Consider the following 22,699-nt stretch of genomic DNA (forward strand, 5'->3'; position numbering starts at 1 on the left):
AATATGACCCGTATGGAAGAAGTCAAGTACCTGCGCACCGAGCCCAACGGCCGCCACTATAACTGCGCCCAGTCCCTGCTGGTCCCCTTTGCCGAGCAGGTTGGCCTGGACAAGGAGCAGGCTGATAAGCTGGGCAGCTTCTTTGGCTCCGGCATGCTTCACGGCTCCGCCTGCGGCGCGCTGAGCGCCACCCAGATGATTCTGGGCATGGCTGGCTACGACAGTCAGCAGGCCCGCCAGATCATCCACGATTTCCGCCAGCGCCACCAGGCCACCGACTGCACCACCCTTCTGACCCTGGCCAAGGAGCAGGGCATCCCCCGCAAGGACCACTGCGACGCGCTGGTCTTTGAGATGGCTGAGCTTCTGGAGGAGATTTTTGCCTCCAAGGGCGAGTAACCCCCGGAAAACGCCAAAACGGGAAGCCCCGCCGGACTTCCCGTTTTGACTGTTTTGTGAGAAGGAAGGAATGGAAAATCGAGCTGCAAAGGTTTTTTCAAGAACCTGGTAAGAGCGGTAACCAAATTCTTGTTAAATTTTTAACCTTTTGCCGATACAAACTTTACCACCCTTCCTGGAAAAACACCATTCCCAATTTCATTATAGTTTATATTGCTGATTGCTTATATTCTCTGCTTCCTTGCGCGGGAAAAGGAAATAGGCTATAATCAAAAAATCCATTTCTTCAAGGAGGATCTCCATGCAGCCATTGGAACAACTGCCCATCCCTCTGCTTCTGTGGTACCGGGAGCACGCCCGGGTTCTGCCCTGGCGGCAGGACCCTACCCCCTATCGGGTGTGGGTGTCAGAAATCATGCTCCAACAGACCCGGGTAGCGGCGGTGCTGGACTATTATCGCCGTTTTTTGCAGGCCGCACCCACCGTGCAGGATCTGGCCGCTCTGCCCGAGGATGCCCTGATGAAGCTGTGGCAGGGACTGGGCTATTACAGCCGGGCCCGCAACCTGCAAAAGGCCGCCCGGCAGATCGTAGAGGACTGGGGCGGGGTATTTCCGAATACTTATGAGGGCATCCGCTCTCTAGCAGGAGTTGGGGATTATACCGCCGGAGCCATTGCCTCCATCGCCTTCGGCATTCCGGTGCCTGCGGTGGACGGGAATGTGCTGCGGGTGGTGACCCGTCTCACCGCCGATCCTTCGGATATTCTCGCCGCTTCCACCAAAAAGCGCATCACCACCGCCCTTCAGCAGGTCATCCCCACCGCCCAGCCCGGGCAGTTCAACCAGGCCATGATGGAGCTGGGAGCCACCGTCTGCCTGCCCAACGGGGCGCCTCTGTGCGAGAAATGCCCGGCCGCCGAGTTCTGTCAGGCCTTTCAGCAGGGCCGCACCGGGGAGTTTCCGGTAAAAGCCCCTAAAAAACCCAGGCGGATCGAAAAGCGGCGGGTGTACCTGATCTTCTCCGACCGGGGCGTGGCTCTCCGCCGCCGTCCGGAGCGGGGCCTGTTAGCGGGACTTTGGGAATACCCCAACGAGCTGGAGGGAGAGAATGCCATCCCGGCCCAGCTGGGACTCTCTCCCGACGAATGTAAGAGAGTGACCACCGGCAAGCACATCTTTTCCCACATCGAATGGCACATGACTGCCTGCACTGCCCAGGTGGAGCCGGAGACCCTGCCCGACGGCTGGGTGTGGGCCGACCGGGGCGCGCTGGAGCGGGACTACGCAGTCCCCAACGCCTTCTCTGCCTTTTCTGATGCAGTCGCCCAGCGCCTGGGTTATTTTTAAGGAGGGACGATTATGATCTGCGATCTCTGTCCCCGGCAATGCCATGCTCTGCGCACCTCTGAACGCGGAGACGGGCTGTGCGGGATGCCGGAAGGCCCTATGGTGGCCCGGGCGGCTCTCCACATGTGGGAAGAACCACCCATTTCCGGCACCAAGGGCTCTGGCACCATTTTCTTCTCCGGCTGTCCTCTGGGCTGCGTGTTCTGCCAGAACGAGAAGATCAGCCACGAGCACTTCGGGAAGGCCCTCACTCTGACTCAGCTGGAGCAGGTGTGTGAAAACCTCATCGCCCAGGGAGCTCACAACCTCAACTTTGTCACCCCCACCCACTATGCCCATGTGCTCCGTGCGCTGTTGACCCGGTACCGCCCCACCGTCCCGGTGGTTTGGAACACAGGCGGGTATGAGCGCCTGGAAACTTTGCACAGTTTGGACAGACTTGTGGATATTTACCTCCCGGATTTAAAGTATCTGGACGGAAACGCCGCCGCCCGCTATTCTGCCGCCCCAGATTATCCACAGGTAGCTGTGGATGCCATTCAGGAGATGGTGCGCCAGGTAGGCCCATGCCAGTTTGATGAGAACGGCTTGATGAAAAAAGGTGTCATCATCCGCCATCTGATTTTGCCCGGACAGGTGGACGGGGCAAAGGCGGTGATGGACTGGGTTGCGGACACCTTCCCCAAGGGGACGGTGCTCTTTTCCCTGATGAGCCAGTACACCCCCTGGGGCGACCTCTCCAACGTGCCGGAGATCGACCGCCGCCTGCGCCGGGGAGAGATGAGCTCTGCGATCCAGTATATGCAGAATTTAGGGCTGGACGGTTTCTGTCAGGAACGCACCAGCGCCAAGGAGGAGTACACCCCGCCCTTAGACCTAACAGGCCTACTTTTCTCGAAAGAAAAGTAGACAACGCTTTCTTGAAAGAAAGCTTAGCAAAGAACTTCCTGCGAAACTGCGTTTCGCCTCTTCCTCTGAGAACGAAAAATCCCGTGGATTCACAGCAATCCACGGGATTTTTTTGCTTATCGGCCTAGCAGGAACATGTCCTTGCTGGAGGAGATGAAGTTGGAGATGCTGTACAGCACCACCACCTGGTCGATGTCGTTTTCCTCCACATAAGCTTTAATACTGGTCTTGTTCATACGGGTATCAAAGAGGTGGATCTCAGAAAAGCTCTGGGTCAGGAAGGGAGCCAGAGAGTCAGAGTAGGAGTCCCGGATCACCAGCACCTTGGGGGCGTCGGTGTGCTCGGTCTCGATGACGCACAGAGGCTGGTTGCCGCCCAGGAAGGAAGAATATTTGTCCTTCTTATCCAGATAGCTGTCCACATACAGGCTGCTCTCCACCGGGCTTCCCTCGGGATAGCCGGTCACTTTCACGCCGTCGCCGGAGATATACCGGTCGATGTGGTCAGGAGCCACCCACCGCACGCCGGAGGTGGAGAAGGTGGTACCATAGAAGGAGTCGGACACCGTTACCTTGGCGCTCTCGTCCAGAGGAACCGCCTCCATCCCCATGGCCTCCATCAGGGCTGTGTAACCGTAGTAGGCGCCCAGGCTGGTCCAGTGGTGGTCGGTGCGGTAGTAGATCTCCTCGTCCTTATGCTCTTCCAGAGCGGAGTACATGTCAATGGTGAACGTCTGCACTGTGTCGTAAAGATCGTCAATAATGGTCTTCTCATCGGCAGTGGGGGCTCCGGCGGGCAGCCGGTCCGACCAAATCTCCGTGGAGGAGGGGATAATGCCGAAATAGACGGGCACGTTCAAATTGTACACCAGGTCGTTGACGTATCCAGCGCTGGTCATCAACGTGTCGTAGTCCGGCTCGTCCAGACGGTTGAGCAGGGTGTCCTCCTTGCCGAAGTAGACCCCGTTGTTCTCCTGTTTGCCGCTCAGCCGCTCGCTCCAGGCCTTCAGGGCCACCCAGAAGTCTCGGCCGATCACGTGGTCATTGACGTAGTCTTCTGCGTCCTCCATAAACTTACCGCTTTCCAGGTTCTCCAGGCTCAGCTTAGGGGGCGTCTGCAGATAACGGTTTTCCAGCTCAGAAAACTCCTGATCCGGCGCCAGCAGACTGCCCACCAAAATCCCGCCGATGAACAGGGAAAACAGGATCGTCAAAAAGATGCAATACTTTTTATTCATGGATACCCTCCTTAGAAGCGGAAATACAGGAAGGGGTTGTAGGTGCCGTCTACCAGATAGGCGGTGCACACAACCAGTCCCGCCAGCACCAGCACCGTACACACAACCTCAGCCGCCCGGGGCTTGAGCTTATGGTACAGCTTGGCGCCCAAGGGAGTGGAGGCCACAGCGGCCACCAGCAGAATGGGCAGGTAGCTGGTCACGTAGTAGCCCAGCTGAGCATCCACCAGAGGCACGCCGCCCAAGCCGAACATCACCTTCAGGTAGGCGCCCAGCTGAGCAAAGTCCTCAATGGCGAAGATGGCCCAGCTGACCACCACAAAGAACAGGGTGTAGATATGGCCCACCACAGCGGGAGCCTTGTTCAGAACTTTGAGCAGGAAGAACTTCTCCAGCATCAGCAGCACAAAGAAGTACAGGCCCCAGATAAGGTAGTTCCAGCTGGCGCCGTGCCAGATACCGGTGGCGGCCCACACCACCAGCAGGTTGAACATCCACCGGGGCTTGGAGCAGCGGTTGCCTCCCAGGGGGATATACAGGTACTCCCGGAACCAGGTGGACAGGGAGATGTGCCAGCGCCGCCAGAACTCGGTAATGCTCTTGGAGATATAGGGGTAATTGAAGTTGGGCAGGAATTCAAAGCCCAGCATCCGGCCCAAGCCTACCGCCATGTCAGAATAGCCGGAGAAGTCGAAGTAGATCTGGAAGGTAAAGGCGATCACGCCCAGCCACGCGCCCAACACAGTGAGCTCTCCGGCGGTCATGGCCTTATAGGCCTCCCACAGCATGCCCACGTTGTTGGCCACCAGTACCTTCTTGGCCATGCCGACCATAAACATCTGCACACCGGAGGCAAACTTCTCGGTAGAGGTGGTGCGCTCGTTAATCTGATCGCCCAGGTCCTTATATTTAATGATAGGACCGGCAATGAGCTGGGGGAACAGGGTAACGAAGGTGCCGAAGTTGATGATGCTGCGCTGGGCACGGGTATCTCCGCGGTACACGTCGATGGTGTAGCTCATGGTTTGGAAGGTATAGAAGGAGATACCGATGGGCAGATGGATGCCCAGCACCGGCATGAAGGTCAGGCCCATGGCCTGCAGCGAACCGGCCAGGAAGTCCCAGTACTTGAAGAACAGCAGCAGCGCCAGGTTGAAGATGATGGACGAGGCCACCGCCAGCCGGGCTCCTTTGTCATTGCCTTTGTTCTTGCACCGCTCCACCAACATACCGTGGGTATAGTCGATGGCGGTGGACAGGAACATGATGGCTACATACTCTCGCTCGCCCCAGTAATAGAAGAACAGGGACGAAATAAGCAGTACCACGTTGCGCCCCTTCCGGGGCACCAGATAATAGACCAGTAAGGTCAAGGCCAGAAAATAAAATAGAAAGATTGGGGTCGAAAAAACCATATGGTTATCCTCCTGGGTAAAACGAAACAGAATGAAAGGCGGACGGCACAGACCGTCCGCCCCATAATATCACATTCCGCGGGGGAGAATCAATCAAAACAGAGCATTAAAATCCTTCACGATGGCATCGCAGTCCTCGCCGACCACCATCATCACGTAGTTGCCGTTGGAAACCACGCGGGACTGCTCGCTCCAGATGCGGGTGGGCTCGGGATACCAAGCGCCGCCGTTGACCATGGAATCAATACGGGCCTGGAAGATGGCCTTCACAGTGGCCACGTCCTTTCTGTCCTTCACCTGGACCACGGCCAGCTCGCCCATGTTCATGGACATCATGTTGATGTATACCTGTCTCTGCTCGGTAGCCACGCTGCTCAGGCCGGCGTAGTAGTTGTCCAGCATGGTGGAATCAGCCAAGCTCAGGTGGGGCAGAGAGTAGTTCGTGGTAACCGTTGTGCAGAAAGCCGCCAGGTCCACCTTGCTGGGCTCGGGATCCGGGGTGGTGGTACCGCCGCCGCTGGAGCTGGAACCGCTGCCGGTGGAGGGCTTGCTCTCTTCCCACTTGCAGGCAACCACGCAGGTAGCAGTCTGGTCACCGGCAGTGACGGTGATCTTGGTGTTGCCGGGCTTGACGGCAACCACCTTGCCGTTCTCATCTACGGTAGCCACGTCGGGGTTGCCGGACTTGAAGGTCACCTTGGTGCCCTCGGCCACGCCGTCCACCTTCAGGGTGTAGCTGGAACCGGCGGAGAAGAGAGTAAAGCCGGTGCGGCTCAGGGTCAGCTTGGCCTGCTCCTGAGTCTCTCCCTGGGAGCCGTCGGGGGTGCTGGTGCTGCCAGAGGCGGAAGTGCTCACGTCAGAGCCGGAGCCGGAGGCGTCAGGGGTGCTCACATCGGAGCCGGAAGAAGACTGGCTGCCCTGGCTGGAGGAGATGCTGCTGTTATCAGAGCTCTGGCTGCTGTTTGCGCCATTGCTGGAGCCGCAGCCGGCCAGCAGAGAGACGGAGAGGGTCGCGGCAAGAAGCAGAGCATAAGTGCGGTGTTTCATAGTCGATTACTCCTTTTTTCTTCGCTGTATTTCAGCGGTATTTTTTGTTTTCAGTGGGTTGGACGGTCTTTGAAAAAAAAGGTTCCCAACTTTTTAAAAAAATTTTTTGCCCGCCCTTGACAGTTGGCTGTGTTGGGTGTATCTTGATGGTACAATATATGAACAGTTATTCATATGATAATTTGAAGGAGGAATGACCCATGGAGCAGGAGCGCGACCAGGATCTGTGCTGTGCCATCACCCAGGTACACACCGACGCGGTGGAACATGTCCGCGCCCAGCTGCCCCGGGACGAGACACTCTACGACCTGGCGGAGCTATTCAAGATCTTCGGGGACAGCACCCGGGTGAAAATTCTCTATGCTCTGCTGGAGTCGGAGCTGTGCGTGTGCGACATCGCAAAGCTCATGGATGTGAGCCAGTCTGCCGTCTCCCATCAGCTGCGGGTCTTGAAGGCCAGCAAGCTGGTAAAATTCCGCCGGGAGGGCAAGACCATCTACTACTCCCTGGCCGATAACCACGTGGTAAGTATTTTGAATCAAGGAATGGAACATATTGAGGAGGAATAAACCATGAAAAAGACCTTTCAGATGATCGACCTGGACTGTGCCAACTGTGCCGCCAAGATGGAGCGTGCCATCCAGAACATTGACGGCGTCACCCACGCCACCGTCAGCTTTATGACCCAGAAGCTCACCCTGGAGGCGGACGACGCGCGTTTTGATCAGATCGTAAAGGAAGCGGTGAAGGCCTGCAAGAAGGTGGAGCCTGACTGCGAGATCGTGGTCAAGTAAGATCTGAGGAAGAAAAGGAGGCCGCTGGCCATGACCAAAAAGCAGAAAAAGACCCTCCGGCGCATTTTAGGCAGCACAGTGCTGTTTGCCGTGGTGTGGGCGGTGACCGCTCTAGCTTCCCTGCCCCCCTGGTGGGAATTTCTTCTCTATCTGCTGCCCTACGCCCTCATCGGCTGGGACATCTTGTGGAAGGCAGTCCGGAACATCAAAAACGGCCAGGTATTTGACGAGAACTTTCTCATGGCTCTGGCCACGGTAGGCGCCTTTGGCTGCGGAGAGTACCGGGAGGGCGTGGCCGTTATGCTCTTCTACCAGGTGGGCGAGCTGTTCCAGAGTGTGGCCGTCAGCCGCAGCCGCGCCTCCATCGCCCAGCTCATGGACATCCGCCCCGACAGCGCCAACGTAGAGCGGGACGGCCAGGTGGTCACCGTGGACCCGGAGGAGGTGGCGGTGGACGAGATCATCGTCATCCGTGCCGGAGAGCGAGTGCCCCTGGACGGCACCGTGGTGGAGGGCGCCTCCGCCCTGGATACCGCCGCCCTCACCGGCGAGTCCATGCCCCGGGACGTGGCGACCGGGGACGAGGTGGTCAGCGGCTGTGTCAACCTCAGTGGTCTGCTGCGGGTGAAAGTGAGCCGCCCCTTCGGCCAGTCCACCGTGGCCAAAATTCTGGATCTGGTGGAAAACTCCGCCGCCAAAAAGGCCAAGGCGGAGCACTTTATCACGAAATTCGCCCGGTATTACACCCCCGCCGTGGTGCTGTGCGCCGTGGCCCTTGCCGTGCTGCCTCCTCTGGTGGGGCTGGGTACCTGGCGCACCTGGGTGCTGCGGGCACTAAACTTCCTGGTGGTGTCCTGCCCCTGCGCGCTGGTCATCTCCATCCCCCTCAGCTTCTTCGGCGGCATCGGCGGAGCCTCCCGTCAGGGCATCCTGGTCAAGGGCGGCAACTATCTGGAAGCCCTGGCCAAGGCGGACACGGTGGTCTTTGATAAGACGGGCACCCTGACCCAGGGCCGTTTTGCCGTCACCGAAGTCTCCCCTGTGGGGATGAGTGAGCAGGAGCTGCTGGAGCTGGCCGCTCAGGCCGAGCAGTTCTCCACCCACCCCATTGCCCGCTCCATCCTCACCGCCTGGTGCGGGACCCCTGACCGGGACCGGGTGGCCCAGGTGGAGGAGCTGGCAGGCCGTGGTCTGCGGGTCCAGGTGGATGGCAAGACCGTGCTGGCAGGCAATGAGCGTCTGATGACTGAGAACGGCATCGTCCTCCCCGAACAGCCGGCAGCTCCCGGCACAGTAATCTATCTGGCGTTGGAGGGCCAATACGCCGGGCGGCTGGTCATTGCCGACCAGCTTAAACCCGGAGCCAAGGAGGCCATCCAGGCTCTGAAGGCCGCCGGGGTGGGCCGCACCGTGATGCTCACCGGCGACAGCGAAGCCGCCGGGCAGGCTGCTGCCCAGGAGCTGGGGCTGGATCAGGTGTATGCCCAGCTGCTCCCCGGCGATAAGGTGGACCGTGTGGAGGCCCTTTTAAAGGAAAAAGCCCCCGGCCACACTCTGGTCTATGTGGGCGACGGCATCAACGATGCGCCAGTTCTTTCCCGGGCGGACGTTGGGGTAGCCATGGGAGCTATGGGTTCCGATGCCGCCATCGAGGCCGCCGACGTGGTGCTCATGGACGACGACCTGAAGAAACTCTGCCGAGCGGTGGCCATTGCCCGCAAGACCATGACCATCGTGAAGGAAAACACCATCTTTGCCATCGGGGTCAAGCTGGCGGTGCTGGCTCTGTCCGCGGCAGGACTGGTCGGTCTGTGGTGGGCGGTGTTTGCCGACGTAGGCGTGTCGGTGATCGCCATTTTGAATGCCAGCCGGATGCTGAAAGCACACTAAGCACATAAAAGCCCTTTGGCTGCCATTTGGCAGCCAAAGGGCTTTTTCTATAATTCTTCCTGATCCAGAAGCCGCTTCATGTCCTGGGTCACCGGGGCCGTAAAGCCCATCTCCTGTCCCGTGATGGGGTGGCGGAAGGTGAGGCGGTGGGAGTGAAGGGCGGGCCGTGGGATACGTTCCGGCTCCTCCTTCCCGTAGAGGAAGTCCCCTACCAACGGGTGGCCCAGATGGGCCAGATGGACCCGGATCTGATGAGTCCGGCCGGTGTCCAGCACCAGGCGCACCAGGGTGCAGCTCTCCCCCGCTTTCACCACTTCATAGTGGGTGCGGGCAAATTTTCCATCGGAACGGACCATCTGCTCCACCAGGGAGCCGGGCTTCGGCCCCAGGGGCTCCTCGATGGTTCCCACAGGCGGCTCCAGAATTCCTTCACACACTGCCAGATACTCCCGGCGGAAGCAGTCGGTGTGGAGCTGCTCCTTCAGCACCTCCTGGGCATGAGGGTGGCGGGCCACCACCAGCAGGCCGGAGGTCCCCCGGTCCAGGCGGTGGACGGGGTGAAAATCCCCCTCTGTCCCCTCCTGATCGTAATAATAGAGAAGATAATTCCCCACAGTATCGGAATAATGCCCCGGGCCGGGGTGGACGGGCACTCCGGGAGCCTTATTGAGCACCACCACATCCCCGTCCTCGTAGACGACATCCAAGGGTCCTGGTGCAGGCAGAATGCCGCTGCGCCGCTCGGGATCGGACAGGCGCACCGACAGCACCTGCCCCTCTTGAGGACAGAACCGGGTGTTCACCCGCGCCCCGTCCACCAGGATGCCGTCCTCTAACCATTTGATCCGCCGCACCACCGTCCCGGACAGCCCCAGGTGCCGCTTGAGCAGGGTATCCACCTTGATCCCCGCCAGCGCCCCGGTGATGGGCAGTTCCAGCCGCCGCGCGCTCATAGCTTTCGGGACAGGACGAACTGGGCCCCCAGGAACAGCAGGATGTAGCCCGCCATGGAGCACAGCAGCACCGTCACCAGTCGCCGGTCTACTGCTACCAACAGAAAGGCAGCCAATGCCTGGAGGAAGAACACTCCCACCCCCGCCAGCTGGGCGGCCTGGGCGGTAATGCGCTGATTGCGCTCGTCGGTCTCCTGGATGCGGGCCTTGCGCCACTTCTCCGGGTAGCGGAGCATCCACTGGCTCCGGATCAGCAGGCCCAGTCCCCCTGCGGTAATCCCGCAGGCGCCTCCCAGGTAGAAGCCCTGAGCGTGGTCGCTCAGGCCGCTGCCCGGCACCAGCCACACATAGCACCCCAGACCTGCCAGCCCGATGGCCAGGATAGCCAGGGCCGCCCAACTCCGCTGGCGCAGGCTCTTGCTGTAATCTCCGCCTGCATTTTGCGTCATCCTTTTCAAGATCATATCCCTATCCCCCTCACATCCGCTTGGCCCAGCGGTTCATATTCACCATCAAAAAGACACAGTGCAGCACGATGAGCACCGACACCAGGGCGGTAGGAAAGCCGCTGCCCAAAAACAGGGTCACAAAGAAGGCTCCCCACAGCAGATACAAGGTCCAGTACCAGCTGGCGTAGGCCGCCTTCTCCCGGATGGCCACGTTGCGCTCATCCCGCTCGCCCCGCTCCGCCTCCCGGCGCTCGTCCTCGCTCATCCGCCGCCAGATCACATCCATGGCGATGCCGGACACACCCAGGCCCATCAACACACCGCCTGTGCCAAACAGGGCTCCGCCCATCCCCTTGGGCACCTGCTCCCCCAGCACTACGGCGGCCAGAACCAGGCAGGCTCCGCATAGAATGCCCAGAATGGGCAATATTTTCTTCAAACGCTCTTTCATGGCAGAACTCCTTTCCACGCAGAAAACACCGTTAAAACTTCTGACTCAGCCGGGACAGCTGGACGAGATAGGACAGCACATGCACCCCAAACAGGACCGCCGCGGCCAGGATCCCCGCCGTGCAGTCCAGCACCGACATTGCCACCGCCATGGCCGCAATGGCCGCCAGCGTGATCTGCCAGGAGAAATAGGCCGCCTGGCCCCAGAGGAACTGGTTGCGCTCATCCTGGCCGGAGCGCTCCATATCCCGCCGCTCCTCCGGTGAGGCCTTCTCCCACCGTCTCCGCTCCAGATACCAATATCCCATATAGGCCACCAGTACCCAGCCCAAGGCGGTGATGCCATCCTTTAACGGGCGGTACAGGGCGGTGTGCTGGAGGTTGGGCACCAGGGTCACCTTCAGCAGCGCGAAGATATTCAGCAGCGCCAGGGCGATGCAGTACTTCCGATGAATCTTTTTCATTCCTCTTCCTCCTCAAACAGGAATACTTCTTCAATGGTCATCCCAAAATATTTGGCGATCTTATGGGCCAGCAGCAAAGAGGCGTTGTAGCGTCCGTTCTCCAGGGAGATGATGGTCTGCCGGGTCACGTCCACGGCGTCGGCCAGCTCCGCCTGGGAGATGCGCCGCTCCTTGCGCAGCTGGGCAATGCGGTTGGTCACATCGCCGCCTCCTTTCTATGTAAAGCTCCCTTTACAAAAATAGTATAGCTTGCTTTACATTACATGTCAAGCAGGCTTTACATCTTTTTTGCGTCTCGGCATATTTTGCCAATTTTCTTCTCAAAAAAACAGCATTCTCTCTCTTTTCCCTCCCTTGCACTCCCAAAGACTGTGGTATATAATGCGTGGGAGCAAACCCCGGTTTGTTCCAGACAATATTTTTCATGTTTTTATGAGGTGTGTATCCATGGCGGACAAGCTGGGCATCTATATCCATATTCCCTTCTGCCGCAGTAAGTGCGACTACTGCGACTTCTACTCCCTGGCCGGTCGGGACGACCGGATGGACCAATATCAAAAGGCGCTGCTCTCCCACATTAAGGAGACCGCTCCCCTGGCCCAGGACTTCCCTGTGGACACCATCTACATCGGCGGCGGCACCCCCAGCTACTACGGGGCCAAGCGGCTTAAAGAGCTGCTGGGTGTGATCCGCAAACTCTATAAGGTAGAGAAGGACGCCGAGGTCACCGTGGAGTGTAATCCCGACAGTGTGGACGTGAAGTCCCTGAAGATCCTGCGCAAGGCAGGGGTCAACCGCCTGTCCATGGGGATGCAGTCAGCCAACGCCTGCGAGTTGGAGCGCATCCACCGCATCCACACCCCCCAGCAGGTCAACGAAGCGGCCACTGCCGCCCGGAAGGCTGGCTTTACCAACCTGTCCCTGGACCTCATCTACGGTCTGCCCGGCCAGACCATGGACAGCTGGAAGGCCACCGTGGAGCACGCCCTGTCTCTTATTCCTCAGCACCTGTCCTGCTATGGATTAAAGGTGGAGGAGGGCACCCCCCTGGCCGCCCGGGTGGCTCAGGGCGAGATACTGCCCGATGACGACCAGCAGGCCGACCTCTACCTGTGGACGGTGGGACGGCTGGAGCGGGCGGGCTACCCCCAGTATGAGATCTCCAACTTTGCCAAGCCCGGCTTTGCCTCCCGGCACAACCTGCGCTACTGGCTCACCCAGCCCTACATCGGCTTTGGTCCCGGCGCCCACTCCGATTTCGGCGGGCGGCGCTACTCCTTTGTGCAGGATCTGGACGCCTATATTCAGGGGGTGCTCCAGGGCGGCGATATCATTGACGAATCGGAAATCATTCCCAAGCGGGAGCGGTGCGGAGAATATCTGATGCTGCGCCTGCGCACCGTGCAGGGCATCAACGAGCAGGAGTACCGCAGCACCTATTTCATGGACTTCGCTCCTCTCCAGGCCCGGCTGGAGCAATTCCGCGCTCAGGGCTGGGCGGAGCAGACCGACGGGCGTTGGCATTTCACCCCAAAAGGCTTCCTGCTGTCCAACCAGCTTATCGGCGACCTGCTGGAACGGCAGGAGCAGGCGCACTGGGAGGATCTGGTTTCCAGACCCCGCCATGATCATCTCGACCAAGGCTGTCCTTGATTTTTCGATGCTTCTTACTTTTTGCACAATTTTGTGCCCGCGGTGTAAAATTCATTGCCTTTTGGATATACTGATGGTATAATATATGCGTTTTAGAGCGTCTCCCTGTGGGAGAAGCCTTTTTTGGATCGCTTTTGCGGCTACTTATGGCGCGCTGCGCCGTATGTTCATATAAACCCCATGTTTATTTCCTTCGAGAGGGTGCAGACAAGTTTGAATAAGTATCAGATTCAGGGCGGTAAGCCCCTTCACGGAACCATCACCATCAGCGGCGCCAAAAACGCCGCTGTCGCTATCATCCCCGCTGCCCTGCTGGTGGACGGGGTGTGCCGAATCGAGAACATTCCCCAGATCAGCGACGTCACTCTGATTCTCCAGATCCTTCAGGAGCTGGGGGCTGACGTGCGTACCGTCAACCGTACCACGGTGGACATTGACTGCTCTCACATCCGCAACCGTCAGGTCCCCTATGAGCTGGCCCGCAAGATCCGCGCCAGCTACTACCTGGTAGGCGCTCTGCTGGGCCGCTTCGGCTGGGCCGAGGTACCCCTGCCCGGCGGCTGTGATCTGGGCGGACGGCCCATTGACCAGCACATCAAGGGCTTTGTGGCCATGGGTGCGGACGTGGATGTGCGCAACGGCTTGATCTGCGCCAAGGTCCCCGGCGGACGTCTGTCCGGCGGACAGATTTACCTGGACATGGTGTCCGTGGGCGCCACCATGAACATCATGCTGGCCGGTGTGCTGGCCGACGGCATGACCATCATTGAAAATGCCGCCAAGGAGCCCCACATCGTGGACCTGGCCAACTTCCTCAACTCCATGGGCGCCAACATCATGGGTGCGGGCACTGACGTGATCAAGATCCGCGGCGTCAAGCGTCTCAAGGGCGGCACCTATTCCATCATCCCCGACCAGATCGAGGCGGGCACCTATATGGCCGCCGTGGCCGCTGCCGGCGGCGACGTGCTCATTCAGAACGTCATCCCCAAGCATCTGGACTGCATCACCGCCAAGCTGGTGGAGATGGGCGTGGATGTGGAGGAGCTGGACGACGCGGTGCGGGTACGCCGCTTTGGCCCCATCAGCCGCACCAACGTGAAGACCATGCCCTACCCCGGCTTCCCCACCGACATGCAGCCTCAGATCGCCGCGGTACTCTGCCTTGCCACCGGCACCAGCGTACTCACCGAGGGCGTGTGGGACAGCCGTTACCGCTATGTGGATGAGTTCCGCCGCATGGGCGCTCACATCCAGGTGGACGGCAAGGTGGCCGTCATCGAGGGCGTGCCCCAGCTCACCGGTGCACCGGTGAATGCCTGCGACCTGCGGGCGGGCGCTGCCATGGTCATCGCCGGTCTGGCTGCTCAGGGCATCACCGAGGTGGGTGATATCCACCACATCGAGCGCGGCTACGAGGACCTGGTGGGCAAGCTGTCCGGCGTAGGCGCCAACATTAAAATGATCACCGTCCCTGACGAGGACGCCAAGTCCCAGGTGGGCTAAACGAATAATAAAAAGCGGGAGCGCAGGTCCGGGACGACTGTCCCGCTCCGGCTCCCGCTTTTTTTGCCTGTACGCGGAAAGGAGCGCCTTCATTGCTGTCATTTGTCACCCTGGCCAGCGGGTCCAGCGGCAACGCCGCCCTGGTCTCCTGCGGCCAGACTCATATCCTGCTGGATGCGGGCATCTCTGCCCGGCGCATCACCACCGCCCTGCGCGGCCTTGGGGTGGACCCAGCATCCCTGTCCGGAGTCCTCATCACCCATGAGCACACTGACCACATTTCCGGCCTTGCCACTCTCACCAAGCAGCTCAGCTTGCCGGTGTATGCCACCGCTCCCACCCTGGATGCCCTGGCCATGAAAGTACCCGCCATTCCCGAAAAACGGCTGGGCCGCTTCTTTGCCCCCGGAGAGTCTTTCCCCCTGGGGGAACTGTGGATCGAGCCCTTTGCCACCTCCCACGACGCCGCCTGCAGCGTGGGCTACGCCATTACCGGCGGCGACAGCCGCATGGTGTTGTGTACCGACCTGGGCTACATATCTCCCCAGGTGGAGCGTGCGGTGGCCGGATGCGACCTGCTGGTGTGCGAGGCCAACCACGACGAGGAGTGGGTGCGCACCGGTCCCTACCCCTATTACCTTAAGCAGCGGGTACTGGGCCGCCGTGGGCATCTGTCCAACGAGGCCGGGGCTCATCTGGCTCTGCTGGCTGCACAAAACGGTGCCCGCACCATTCTGCTGGCCCATCTGTCTGAGGAGAACAACACCCCCGCCCACGCCTTGGAGGTGGTGGGCCGCACCCTGCGTCAGGCGGGCTTTGAGGATACAGTTACCCTGGAGGCCGCTCCCCGGAAGGAGCCGGGCCGGGTATACCATCTCTCCCGCCAGGGAGTCAGACAGGAGGCCGCCGTATGCTGAGCGTTCATCTCATCTGCGTGGGAAAGCTGAAGGAGAAGTTCTATCTGGAGGCCTGCAAGGAGTACGAAAAGCGGCTGGGCGGCTACTGCAAGCTCACCCTCACCGAGCTGCCCGAGGAGAAGCTGCCTCAGAACCCCACCCAGGGCCAGATCGATCAGGCTCTGGCCAAGGAGGCCGACGCTATCCGCGCCAAGCTTCCTCCCAGCGCCAGTCTGGTAGCCCTCTGTGTGGAGGGAAAGCTGCGCTCCAGTGAGGAACTGGCCAAGATCGTGGCCGATTGGCAGCAGTCCTCCGCCAAGCATCTGGTCTTTCTCATCGGCGGCTCCTATGGCCTGCACCCCTCCATCAAGCAGCAGGCTTGGCTCAAGCTCTCTATGTCCCCCATGACCTTCCCCCACCACCTGGCACGGGTGATGCTTTTGGAGCAGGTCTACCGGGCCTTTAAGATCAACGAGGGCTCCAGCTACCACAAGTAGAATCCCATGTTTTTCCATAAATTTGACGAAACTCCGCTGGAAATTTGCGCCTGGTTGTGGTACACTTACCACAACAGCCAATCCCAGCGGAGTTTTTATCTTTACAGGAGGTTATGTACCTATGTCTTATCGGGAGAATTACGAGAAATGGCTTAACAGCCCCGCTCTGTCCGCCGACGAAAAGGCCGAGCTGGAGGCGATCAAGAACGATGAAAAAGAGATCGAGTCCCGCTTCTTTGACCAGCTGTCCTTCGGCACCGCCGGTCTGCGCGGCACCATGGGCGTGGGCCTGTACCGTATGAACGTGCATGTCATCCGTCACGCTACCCAGGCCTTTGCTCAGGTCATCCTGGAGGAGGGTCCCGAGGCGGTAAAGCGGGGCGTGGCCGTGTGCTTTGACTGCCGCAACAACTCCGACACCTTTGCCCGGGAGGCCGCCTGCGTCATGGCGGGCAACGGCATCCCCGTGCGTCTGTTTGAGTCCCTGCGCCCCACCCCCGAGCTCAGCTTTGCTGTGCGTGAGTACGGCTGCATCGCCGGCATCAACGTCACCGCCAGCCACAACCCCAAGGAGTACAACGGCTACAAGGTGTACTGGGAAGACGGCGCCCAGCTGCCCCCCAAGCACGCTGACGAGGTGGCCAAGAAGATGAAGGAGCTGGACGTGTTCGACTGCGTCAAGACCATGGACTACGACAAGGCCGTGGCCGAGGGCAAGATCGTCCTCATGGGCGCTGAGACCGACGAGAAGTTCCTGGCCAACGTCATGGAGCAGGTCAACGACACGGCCGTGGTGGAGAAGATGGCCGACACCTTCAAGATGGTGTACACCCCCTTCCACGGCACCGGCTATAAGCTCATCCCCGAGGCTCTCAAGCGCCTGGGCATGAAGCACGTTATCTGCGTGCCTGAGCAGATGGTCATTGACGGCGACTTCCCCACCGTGGTCTCTCCCAACCCCGAGAACCCCGAGGGCTTCTATCTGGCGGTGGACCTGGCCAAGAAGAACAACGCCGACTTTATCCTGGGCTCCGACCCCGACGCCGACCGCGTGGGCATTATGGTGCGCACCAAGGACGACGACTTTGTGGTCATCTCCGGCAACCAGACCGGCGTGCTGCTGCTGGACTACCTGATCGGTGCCAAGCGCCGCACCGGCAAGATGCCTGAGAAGCCCGTGGCCCTCAAGACTATTGTCACCACTGAGATGGCCCGCAAGGTGGCTGAGGTCAACGGCCTGCAGTGCTACGACACCTTCACCGGCTTTAAGTTCCTGGCCCAGAAGAAGGACCAGCTGGAGAACAGCGGCGAGGGCAACGTCATTATGTCCTACGAGGAGAGCTACGGCTACATGCTGGGCGACTACGTCCGGGACAAGGACGCCGTCTCCGCCAGCGTGGAGCTCACTGAGATGGCCGCTTGGTACGCCAGCCAGGGCATGACCCTGTATGACGCCCTCCAGGCTCTGTTTGAGAAGTACGGCTACTACGGCGAGAAGACTCTGAACCTGGTCATGCCCGGCCTGGACGGTCTGAAGAAGATGGCCGACCTGATGGCCAATCTGCGTGAGAAGCCCCCTGTGGAGATTGCCGGTGTGGCGGTCAAGGAGCAGAAGGACTACAAGGACGGCAGCGTGGTCAACGTGGCCGACGGCTGCAAGAGCACCATGGAGCTCTCCGGCTCCAACGTGCTGCGCTACGAGATGGCCGACGGCACCAGCCTCATCGTCCGTCCCTCCGGCACCGAGCCCAAGGTCAAGGTCTACATCCTGGCCAACGGCGTCACCAAGGCCGAGTGCGACGAGAAGGTGGCCAAGTACGCCGCCTGGGCTGAGACCCTGAAGGGCTAACTTACTTTTTTCGGAGAAAAAAGTAAGCAAAAAAGCTTTCTGCGAAACTTCGTTTCGCCTCTGCGCCCGTTCTGAAACAGCATACGAGGGAGTGACCATTCCGGTCGCTCCCTCGTTTTTTGTTGATTTATAGTTGTCAGCCCACCCAACTGCCATGGCTATGCCAGATTAAGCGGCGTTCGCACAGCGCAGGCACTGAAATATTTGCACTGGGTAGGCCCCAGTGGGCCGTGGCAAGCAGAACCAGACGGTCTTGTCTTAGGACCGCCGGACGCACATGCCCAGGAAACAGGAGGGCGCCCCCCGTAAACGGGGGCCCGGGGGAAAGGTGACTATGAGCGCCCGCTGTGCGAAGGCGCTCATCGGAGCCGTCCCCCGGCGGCGCTTTGGTTACTTTGCCGCCGCGGGCAAAGTAACACCGTCTTCCCACAAAAGGCAAATTATTTTTTCAAATAATCCACCGCAAACTGCACCAGCACCGGCGCAGCATAGCGGAGCGCCTCATCCGGGAAGATGTTCTCTGCTACGTGGATCCCCAGCCCGCTGTTGGGGCAGGCAGGATCGTGGGTACCCACTTGGAACTGCACTCCCCAGCCTCCGCAGGCCTCCATCCACACGGAGAAATCGTCCGAGCCCATGGACGCCTCCGGCACCCAGTGCAGGTGCTCCTGCCCCAGGCTCTCCTCCACCGCCCGGGCCACTCCGTCGGCGATCTCCGGGTCGCTGATGATGGAAGGGATGCCCACATCCCGGCTGACCTCTCCCTTAGCCCCCAGGGCGGCGCAGCAATCCTGGGTAATCTGCCGGATCTGCTCCAGCATCTCCTGGCGCAGCCCCTCATCAAAGGCCCGCATGGCGCCCCGCATGGTCACCTGGTCGGGGATGATGTTGGGGGCGGTGCCTCCGTGGATCTCCCCCACAGTGAGCACGGCCGGGTGGGTGGGATTATTGAAGCGGCTGACCACCGTTTGAAGCTGAGTAATGAGGTGGGCGCTCACCACTACCGGGTCCACGCACCGCTGGGGATAGGCTCCGTGGCCGCCCCGTCCGGTGATGGTCCAAGTGAAGATATCAAAGCTGGCATTGCTGGGTCCCCGGCGCACACCGATCTTGCCCAGTTCCAGCAGAGGCGCACAGTGAAAGCCCACCACCGCCTGGGGCTGGCAGTCTTTTAGGGCTCCGGCCTCCAGCATCTTATAGGCGCCGCTGCCCACCTCCTCGGCGCACTGGAAGATGAGCTTCACACTGCCGTGGAGCTCTTCCCGCAGCTGCTGCAGCGCCCGGGCTGCGTACAGCAGGGCGGCAGTATGCACGTCATGGCCGCAGGCATGGCACACGCCGGACTTCTGGGAAGCGAAATCCAGGCCGGTGTTCTCCAGGATGGGCAGAGCGTCAATGTCCTCCCGCAGCACCAGCATAGGACCAGGGTGTGCCCCTTCAATGACCGCGGACACGCCGGTCTCCAGGCCGGGCAGCTCTTCCACCTGGATGCCCCAGTCTTTCAGCTGCTGCTTCAAAAAACGGGTGGTCTCCCGCTCCTCATAGGGGAGCTCCGGATTTCGGTGCAGCATATGACGCACCTCCACCTGCTCCTTATACCAGACCTCCAGCCAGCCCTTCCAGTTTTCCATCCTTCATCGGTCCTTTCCGGCGTTTTTCTCTCCCATCATGGCCCATTTTGCCCGCTCTGTCAACCCCAACAAAAAACCGCCCGACGGAGACACGAGAGTTCTCCGCCGGACGGCTGTCCGGTCAATAATTGAAGTAGTAGCGCTCAGCCCGGGGCAGGTTCATATCCTTTAAGGTAAGATCCCGGGTATAAGGGTTTACCAGCTCGTTGACCAGTTTCACGGTAGACTCCTGGTTGAGTTCCATACACCAGGCAGAGGCCCGGTAGTAGGCGTCTCCACGGCCCTCCAGGGTAGCCGAGCTAACGGCGCTGGAGGTATTCAGCTTCATGCCCTGGGTGGCAAAGTAGAGCATATCCTTCAGCCCCATATCGGTCTTGACGTAGGTGTTGAAGATATTCAGGAAGGACTGCACCTTGGTGATGCTGCCCCAGGAGATCACCTTGTCCGCCAGCCCGGTGAGCACCTGCTGCTGCAGCTTGGTGCGGTCCAGGTCGCTGTAATTGGAATTGACGGTGGTCTTGTTGTCATGGCGGTAGCGTACCGCCTCCATAGCCGCCTGGCCGTCCAGATGCTGGGGGCCTTTCTTGAAGTGGATGTGCAGGTTCTGGTAGGGGTCGTCATAGTTCATATCCACAGGGATATCCACATCCACGCCGCCCAGCTCATCCACCAGCGCCACAAAGCCCTGGAGATTGATATGGAAGTAGTAGTCAATGGGCACGCCCAGCGTCTTGGTGATCTCTTCGGCCAGCAGCTCCGGTCCGCCGTGCCCCAGGGCGGCGTTGATCTTGCCGTTGCGGCTCCAGTCCCGGTCCACCATGGTGTCGCGGGGGACAGAGAGCACACCCACCTTCTGGGACTTGGTGTCATAGCTGGCCACGATGATGGTGTCGGCGTTACCGCCGCCCTTATCGCTGCCCAGCAGCAGGAAGTTATAAACGCCTTCCTTCCGTTTCAGCGCGCCGGTTCCGGCCACCTGAGGAGCCTCGCCCCCGGCCTCATTCTGTTCTTCCTTCTCGGTCTTTCCGGCCGCTGGGGCGGTGACCTGGGTTCTCGCCTCTTTTACCGGCGGAGGCGTGATGAAAAAGGTTCCGGCGGCATACGCACCTACCACTAAAACGGCCAGTACAGCCACAAAGGTGTAAAGGGCCCAAATGGCGCCGCGGCGGCGGCGCTTATATCGCTTGACCGGATGCTGCCGTCGGCCGCCGGAGGACGAGCGTCGGTTTGGTATCTGTGTCTGAGCCAGGGGAGCTCCCTCCAATCTTGTTTGAGATGTGCCCCAGTATATCCGATTCCCCTTCCTTCGACAAGCCTTCTAAAGGTTGTTTTATGATTTCTTAAGGAATCATGCAGACTGGGTTTCTCCCCTTCCAGTATCTTTCTTTCTCTTCAGAAATCCTGGCTCTCTTTTTATAAGAAAGGACCCGCACAGCGCAGCGCTGTACGGGTCCTCGTCTTTTAATCAATGATCCCGCCGTTCCAGTAGTATTCCGGCACAGGCAGGTTCAAATCGTCCGCGGTCAGATCCCGGGTGTAGGGATTGATAAGGGAGTTGATGGTGGGCAGGATATCTTCCGCCTCATAGACAAAGCAGTACTTGTATCCGTTGACCACACCCTCGCCCCGGCCATCCAAGTTGCCCTGGGTGATGGCGGTGGACACATCCACCTCCATGGCCTTGGTGGCAAAGTAGAGCATGTCCTGCATGCTCAGGTCAGTCTTCACATAGGTATTGAACAGTTCCAGGAAGGAGGTCACCTTGGGGATGGAGTTCCAGGAGATCACCTTCTTGGCCAGCTCCACCAGCACCTGGCGCTGGAACTCGCCGCGCTGCACGTCGCTGTACCACTGGTTGGCTTGGTAATTGGGGCTGTCCGAGTTGTCGTGGCGGTAGCGCACCGCCTGCATGGTCTGCTGCCCATTCAGATGCTGCATACCGGCATTCAGGTGGATGTGCAGGTCCTGATAGGGGTCGTCGTAGTTCATATCCAGGGGAACCTCAATATCCACGCCGTCCAGCTCATCTACCAGGGCGATAAAGCCCTGCAGATCCACATGGATGTAGTAGTCGATGGGAATACCAAAGGTGTTCTTGATCTCTTCCTTCAGCACCTCGGGACCGGCCTTTTTGCTGTGGAAGGCGGCGTTGATCTTGGGCATGCTGCTCCACTCGCGGGTCACTGCGGTATCCCGGGGGATGGACACCATGCCGATCTTCTGATTCACCGTGTCGTAGCTGACCACGATCAGGGTATCGGTGTTGCTGCTGTCCACGTCCTTGCCCAGCAGAAGGAAGTTATAGACCCCCTCTTTTCGGATCAGCGCGTTGGGGTTCTCCGGCTCCTGGGTACTTTCATCCACCACCGGTGCCGTGGAGATATCACCCTCAGTCCCTTTAATTTCCGGAGCCTTGATAAAAAAGTGCCCTGCAGCATACACGCCCACGATGATGGCGGAAATGACCACCAGGATTGCGTACAACGTCCAGCCAATGCTGCGGCGCTTGCGTTTTTTGGGTGCGGGACGTCGGGTCTGCGGCTGCTGCCGTCGGCCGCCGGAGGAAGCGGAACTGCTCCTGCGGCGGCGGGTTGGTGTCTGCTCCATGGTGGCTATCCCCCATCTTATGTAAATCTTGTATTAGTATACTCAGTTTTCCTGGGTTCGGCAAGCCCTAAATGGTGAATTTACCCGCTTTTTGCCTTTCCAAAATATACTGTTAAAATTCTCCCCGCGTCTCGGTCCAGTAGGCCGCCATACTCTGCCCGGGCTTGCCGGTGACCTCGTCGCTGAGATACTCTCCCAGCTCACCGGGCTGCCAGGCCAGGGCAGCCTCCTTGGTGGGGAACTCCACTTCAGCATAGAAGAACTCCCCCGGCTGTCCCCGGTCTACCTGGTTGACCTCTAGGGTAAGACCGCCGGGAAGGGCGTAACGCCGCTGTTCCTTTTCGATGAGGGGACGGCCGACGAACGCCTCCAGCTTGGCAAACAGCTCCAGGTCGATGTTGGTCTCGATCTCCTCCCGGGCCAGGCCGTCCGGCCCTGCCGCCCCCTTGAAGCACAGCACATACTCGGTCACGTCTCCGCTCGCCTCGCTGCGGATGCGCACGGTAGGCCGGGTGGTGATGTACCCCTGGCGCATGAGGATACGCCGCTGCTCCTCCAACCCCTGGGGCCACCCGTCGGTGAGCCACTTGCGTTCAATTTCCATCGGATTCGCTCCTTTCGCTTTTCTTCATTCTAGCACACAGGGCCGATCCATGCTATAATGAAGATTACGAATTCATTTTTTACCAGAGAGGAACTTGTTT

At 59.7% G+C, this 22,699-nt stretch carries 23 protein-coding genes; 11 read left to right on the plus strand and 12 right to left on the minus strand.

Annotation, left to right across the window (positions count from 1 at the left end; translation table 11 throughout):
- From ACLTXB_RS04785 to ACLTXB_RS04795, 3 genes are all read left to right on the plus strand, one after another.
- Positions 1 to 399: C-GCAxxG-C-C family protein (locus tag ACLTXB_RS04785; protein ID WP_428226210.1), on the plus strand; the 399-nt coding region annotated here is incomplete at its 5' end.
- Between the two features lie 301 nt (positions 400 to 700).
- Positions 701 to 1,747: an A/G-specific adenine glycosylase gene (gene mutY, locus ACLTXB_RS04790; protein ID WP_428226211.1), complete on the plus strand. Its 1,047-nt coding sequence runs from the start codon at positions 701 to 703 to the stop codon at positions 1,745 to 1,747.
- A gap of 12 nt (positions 1,748 to 1,759) precedes the next feature.
- The gene (locus tag ACLTXB_RS04795) at positions 1,760 to 2,656 is read left to right on the plus strand and encodes a 4Fe-4S cluster-binding domain-containing protein (RefSeq protein ID WP_428226212.1); all 897 of its coding nucleotides are present in this window, start codon (positions 1,760 to 1,762) and stop codon (positions 2,654 to 2,656) included.
- Between the two features lie 116 nt (positions 2,657 to 2,772).
- Here ACLTXB_RS04795 and ACLTXB_RS04800 read toward each other — a convergent pair whose 3' ends face one another.
- From ACLTXB_RS04800 to ACLTXB_RS04810, 3 genes are all read right to left on the minus strand, one after another.
- A complete protein-coding gene (locus ACLTXB_RS04800; RefSeq protein WP_428226213.1) occupies positions 2,773 to 3,894 on the minus strand; it encodes a DHHW family protein in 1,122 nt (373 codons plus the stop codon).
- An 11-nt stretch (positions 3,895 to 3,905) separates the two neighbouring features.
- Entirely contained in the window at positions 3,906 to 5,309 is a 1,404-nt protein-coding gene (locus ACLTXB_RS04805) for an MBOAT family O-acyltransferase (RefSeq protein ID WP_151075322.1), read from the minus strand.
- A 93-nt stretch (positions 5,310 to 5,402) separates the two neighbouring features.
- The gene (locus ACLTXB_RS04810) at positions 5,403 to 6,356 is read right to left on the minus strand and encodes a DUF4358 domain-containing protein (RefSeq protein WP_428226214.1); all 954 of its coding nucleotides are present in this window, start codon (positions 6,354 to 6,356) and stop codon (positions 5,403 to 5,405) included.
- Between the two features lie 200 nt (positions 6,357 to 6,556).
- On the opposite strand from ACLTXB_RS04810, the gene ACLTXB_RS04815 reads away from it, so the two are divergent.
- Genes ACLTXB_RS04815 through ACLTXB_RS04825 form a run of 3 tightly spaced genes read left to right on the plus strand, consistent with a single transcriptional unit; the run spans position 6,557 to position 9,040 of the window.
- Positions 6,557 to 6,925 carry an ArsR/SmtB family transcription factor gene (locus tag ACLTXB_RS04815; protein ID WP_374737158.1) on the plus strand — a complete coding sequence of 123 codons (369 nt, stop codon included), beginning with the start codon at positions 6,557 to 6,559 and terminating at the stop codon, positions 6,923 to 6,925.
- 3 nt (positions 6,926 to 6,928) lie between these two features.
- Positions 6,929 to 7,150, plus strand: a complete 222-nt coding sequence (locus ACLTXB_RS04820) for a cation transporter (RefSeq protein WP_008982083.1) — start codon at positions 6,929 to 6,931, stop codon at positions 7,148 to 7,150.
- 30 nt (positions 7,151 to 7,180) lie between these two features.
- Entirely contained in the window at positions 7,181 to 9,040 is a 1,860-nt protein-coding gene (locus ACLTXB_RS04825) for a heavy metal translocating P-type ATPase (protein WP_428226215.1), read from the plus strand.
- Positions 9,041 to 9,087: 47 nt separating this feature from the next.
- Here ACLTXB_RS04825 and ACLTXB_RS04830 read toward each other — a convergent pair whose 3' ends face one another.
- Genes ACLTXB_RS04830 through ACLTXB_RS04850 form a run of 5 tightly spaced genes read right to left on the minus strand, consistent with a single transcriptional unit; the run spans position 9,088 to position 11,556 of the window.
- The gene (locus ACLTXB_RS04830; RefSeq protein ID WP_428226216.1) at positions 9,088 to 9,993 is read right to left on the minus strand and encodes an RluA family pseudouridine synthase; all 906 of its coding nucleotides are present in this window, start codon (positions 9,991 to 9,993) and stop codon (positions 9,088 to 9,090) included.
- Positions 9,990 to 10,457, minus strand: coding sequence for a hypothetical protein (locus ACLTXB_RS04835; RefSeq protein WP_428226217.1), 468 nt, complete (start codon positions 10,455 to 10,457; stop codon positions 9,990 to 9,992). Before ACLTXB_RS04835 ends, ACLTXB_RS04830 begins: the two co-directional genes overlap by 4 nt.
- A 13-nt stretch (positions 10,458 to 10,470) precedes the next feature.
- Complete coding sequence (locus tag ACLTXB_RS04840; protein ID WP_428226218.1) at positions 10,471 to 10,893, minus strand: hypothetical protein; 423 nt, start codon at positions 10,891 to 10,893, stop codon at positions 10,471 to 10,473.
- Between the two features lie 31 nt (positions 10,894 to 10,924).
- Complete coding sequence (locus tag ACLTXB_RS04845; RefSeq protein ID WP_428226219.1) at positions 10,925 to 11,356, minus strand: hypothetical protein; 432 nt, start codon at positions 11,354 to 11,356, stop codon at positions 10,925 to 10,927.
- Entirely contained in the window at positions 11,353 to 11,556 is a 204-nt protein-coding gene (locus ACLTXB_RS04850) for a helix-turn-helix transcriptional regulator (protein ID WP_428226220.1), read from the minus strand. Before ACLTXB_RS04850 ends, ACLTXB_RS04845 begins: the two co-directional genes overlap by 4 nt.
- Before the next feature lie 247 nt (positions 11,557 to 11,803).
- Here ACLTXB_RS04850 and hemW point away from each other — a divergent pair, with 247 nt between their 5' ends.
- The 5 genes from hemW to ACLTXB_RS04875 all read left to right on the plus strand — a co-directional run bounded on the left by hemW (position 11,804) and on the right by ACLTXB_RS04875 (position 17,757).
- Positions 11,804 to 13,009 carry a radical SAM family heme chaperone HemW gene (gene hemW, locus ACLTXB_RS04855; protein WP_428226221.1) on the plus strand — a complete coding sequence of 402 codons (1,206 nt, stop codon included), beginning with the start codon at positions 11,804 to 11,806 and terminating at the stop codon, positions 13,007 to 13,009.
- A gap of 180 nt (positions 13,010 to 13,189) precedes the next feature.
- Positions 13,190 to 14,515: a UDP-N-acetylglucosamine 1-carboxyvinyltransferase gene (locus ACLTXB_RS04860; RefSeq protein ID WP_008982092.1), complete on the plus strand. Its 1,326-nt coding sequence runs from the start codon at positions 13,190 to 13,192 to the stop codon at positions 14,513 to 14,515.
- A gap of 92 nt (positions 14,516 to 14,607) precedes the next feature.
- Positions 14,608 to 15,432 (plus strand): MBL fold metallo-hydrolase, encoded by an 825-nt coding sequence (locus ACLTXB_RS04865; RefSeq protein WP_428226222.1) that lies wholly within the window; start codon positions 14,608 to 14,610, stop codon positions 15,430 to 15,432.
- Positions 15,426 to 15,908 (plus strand): 23S rRNA (pseudouridine(1915)-N(3))-methyltransferase RlmH, encoded by a 483-nt coding sequence (rlmH, locus tag ACLTXB_RS04870; RefSeq protein WP_151075312.1) that lies wholly within the window; start codon positions 15,426 to 15,428, stop codon positions 15,906 to 15,908. The genes ACLTXB_RS04865 and rlmH overlap by 7 nt, the downstream gene beginning before the upstream one ends.
- 121 nt (positions 15,909 to 16,029) lie before the next feature.
- The gene (locus tag ACLTXB_RS04875) at positions 16,030 to 17,757 is read left to right on the plus strand and encodes a phospho-sugar mutase (RefSeq protein WP_428226223.1); all 1,728 of its coding nucleotides are present in this window, start codon (positions 16,030 to 16,032) and stop codon (positions 17,755 to 17,757) included.
- A 440-nt stretch (positions 17,758 to 18,197) separates the two neighbouring features.
- Here the strand turns inward: ACLTXB_RS04875 and ACLTXB_RS04880 are convergent, their stop codons facing one another.
- From ACLTXB_RS04880 to ACLTXB_RS04895, 4 genes are all read right to left on the minus strand, one after another.
- A complete protein-coding gene (locus ACLTXB_RS04880) occupies positions 18,198 to 19,388 on the minus strand; it encodes a M20 metallopeptidase family protein (protein WP_428226224.1) in 1,191 nt (396 codons plus the stop codon).
- 121 nt (positions 19,389 to 19,509) lie between these two features.
- Positions 19,510 to 20,652 carry an LCP family protein gene (locus ACLTXB_RS04885; RefSeq protein WP_428226225.1) on the minus strand — a complete coding sequence of 381 codons (1,143 nt, stop codon included), beginning with the start codon at positions 20,650 to 20,652 and terminating at the stop codon, positions 19,510 to 19,512.
- 197 nt (positions 20,653 to 20,849) lie between these two features.
- Positions 20,850 to 21,995 (minus strand): LCP family protein, encoded by a 1,146-nt coding sequence (locus ACLTXB_RS04890; RefSeq protein WP_428226226.1) that lies wholly within the window; start codon positions 21,993 to 21,995, stop codon positions 20,850 to 20,852.
- 112 nt (positions 21,996 to 22,107) lie between these two features.
- Positions 22,108 to 22,599, minus strand: coding sequence for a hypothetical protein (locus ACLTXB_RS04895; protein WP_428226227.1), 492 nt, complete (start codon positions 22,597 to 22,599; stop codon positions 22,108 to 22,110).
- Positions 22,600 to 22,699 lie beyond the last annotated feature (100 nt).

The sequence above is a fragment of the Flintibacter sp. genome (assembly GCF_046973065.1).

Coding starts and splice junctions, on each gene's coding strand:
- ACLTXB_RS04795 (WP_428226212.1), top strand. CDS start 1,760: ATGATCTGCGATCTCTGTCCCCGGCAATGCCATGCTCTGCGCACCTCT.
- ACLTXB_RS04815 (WP_374737158.1), top strand. CDS start 6,557: ATGGAGCAGGAGCGCGACCAGGATCTGTGCTGTGCCATCACCCAGGTA.
- ACLTXB_RS04810 (WP_428226214.1), bottom strand. CDS start 6,356: ATGAAACACCGCACTTATGCTCTGCTTCTTGCCGCGACCCTCTCCGTC.
- ACLTXB_RS04880 (WP_428226224.1), bottom strand. CDS start 19,388: ATGGAAAACTGGAAGGGCTGGCTGGAGGTCTGGTATAAGGAGCAGGTG.
- ACLTXB_RS04825 (WP_428226215.1), top strand. CDS start 7,181: ATGACCAAAAAGCAGAAAAAGACCCTCCGGCGCATTTTAGGCAGCACA.
- ACLTXB_RS04805 (WP_151075322.1), bottom strand. CDS start 5,309: ATGGTTTTTTCGACCCCAATCTTTCTATTTTATTTTCTGGCCTTGACC.
- ACLTXB_RS04875 (WP_428226223.1), top strand. CDS start 16,030: ATGTCTTATCGGGAGAATTACGAGAAATGGCTTAACAGCCCCGCTCTG.
- ACLTXB_RS04845 (WP_428226219.1), bottom strand. CDS start 11,356: ATGAAAAAGATTCATCGGAAGTACTGCATCGCCCTGGCGCTGCTGAAT.
- ACLTXB_RS04830 (WP_428226216.1), bottom strand. CDS start 9,993: ATGAGCGCGCGGCGGCTGGAACTGCCCATCACCGGGGCGCTGGCGGGG.
- ACLTXB_RS04860 (WP_008982092.1), top strand. CDS start 13,190: ATGTTTATTTCCTTCGAGAGGGTGCAGACAAGTTTGAATAAGTATCAG.
- rlmH (WP_151075312.1), top strand. CDS start 15,426: ATGCTGAGCGTTCATCTCATCTGCGTGGGAAAGCTGAAGGAGAAGTTC.
- ACLTXB_RS04835 (WP_428226217.1), bottom strand. CDS start 10,457: ATGATCTTGAAAAGGATGACGCAAAATGCAGGCGGAGATTACAGCAAG.
- ACLTXB_RS04840 (WP_428226218.1), bottom strand. CDS start 10,893: ATGAAAGAGCGTTTGAAGAAAATATTGCCCATTCTGGGCATTCTATGC.
- ACLTXB_RS04800 (WP_428226213.1), bottom strand. CDS start 3,894: ATGAATAAAAAGTATTGCATCTTTTTGACGATCCTGTTTTCCCTGTTC.
- hemW (WP_428226221.1), top strand. CDS start 11,804: ATGGCGGACAAGCTGGGCATCTATATCCATATTCCCTTCTGCCGCAGT.
- ACLTXB_RS04890 (WP_428226226.1), bottom strand. CDS start 21,995: ATGGAGCAGACACCAACCCGCCGCCGCAGGAGCAGTTCCGCTTCCTCC.
- mutY (WP_428226211.1), top strand. CDS start 701: ATGCAGCCATTGGAACAACTGCCCATCCCTCTGCTTCTGTGGTACCGG.
- ACLTXB_RS04895 (WP_428226227.1), bottom strand. CDS start 22,599: ATGGAAATTGAACGCAAGTGGCTCACCGACGGGTGGCCCCAGGGGTTG.
- ACLTXB_RS04820 (WP_008982083.1), top strand. CDS start 6,929: ATGAAAAAGACCTTTCAGATGATCGACCTGGACTGTGCCAACTGTGCC.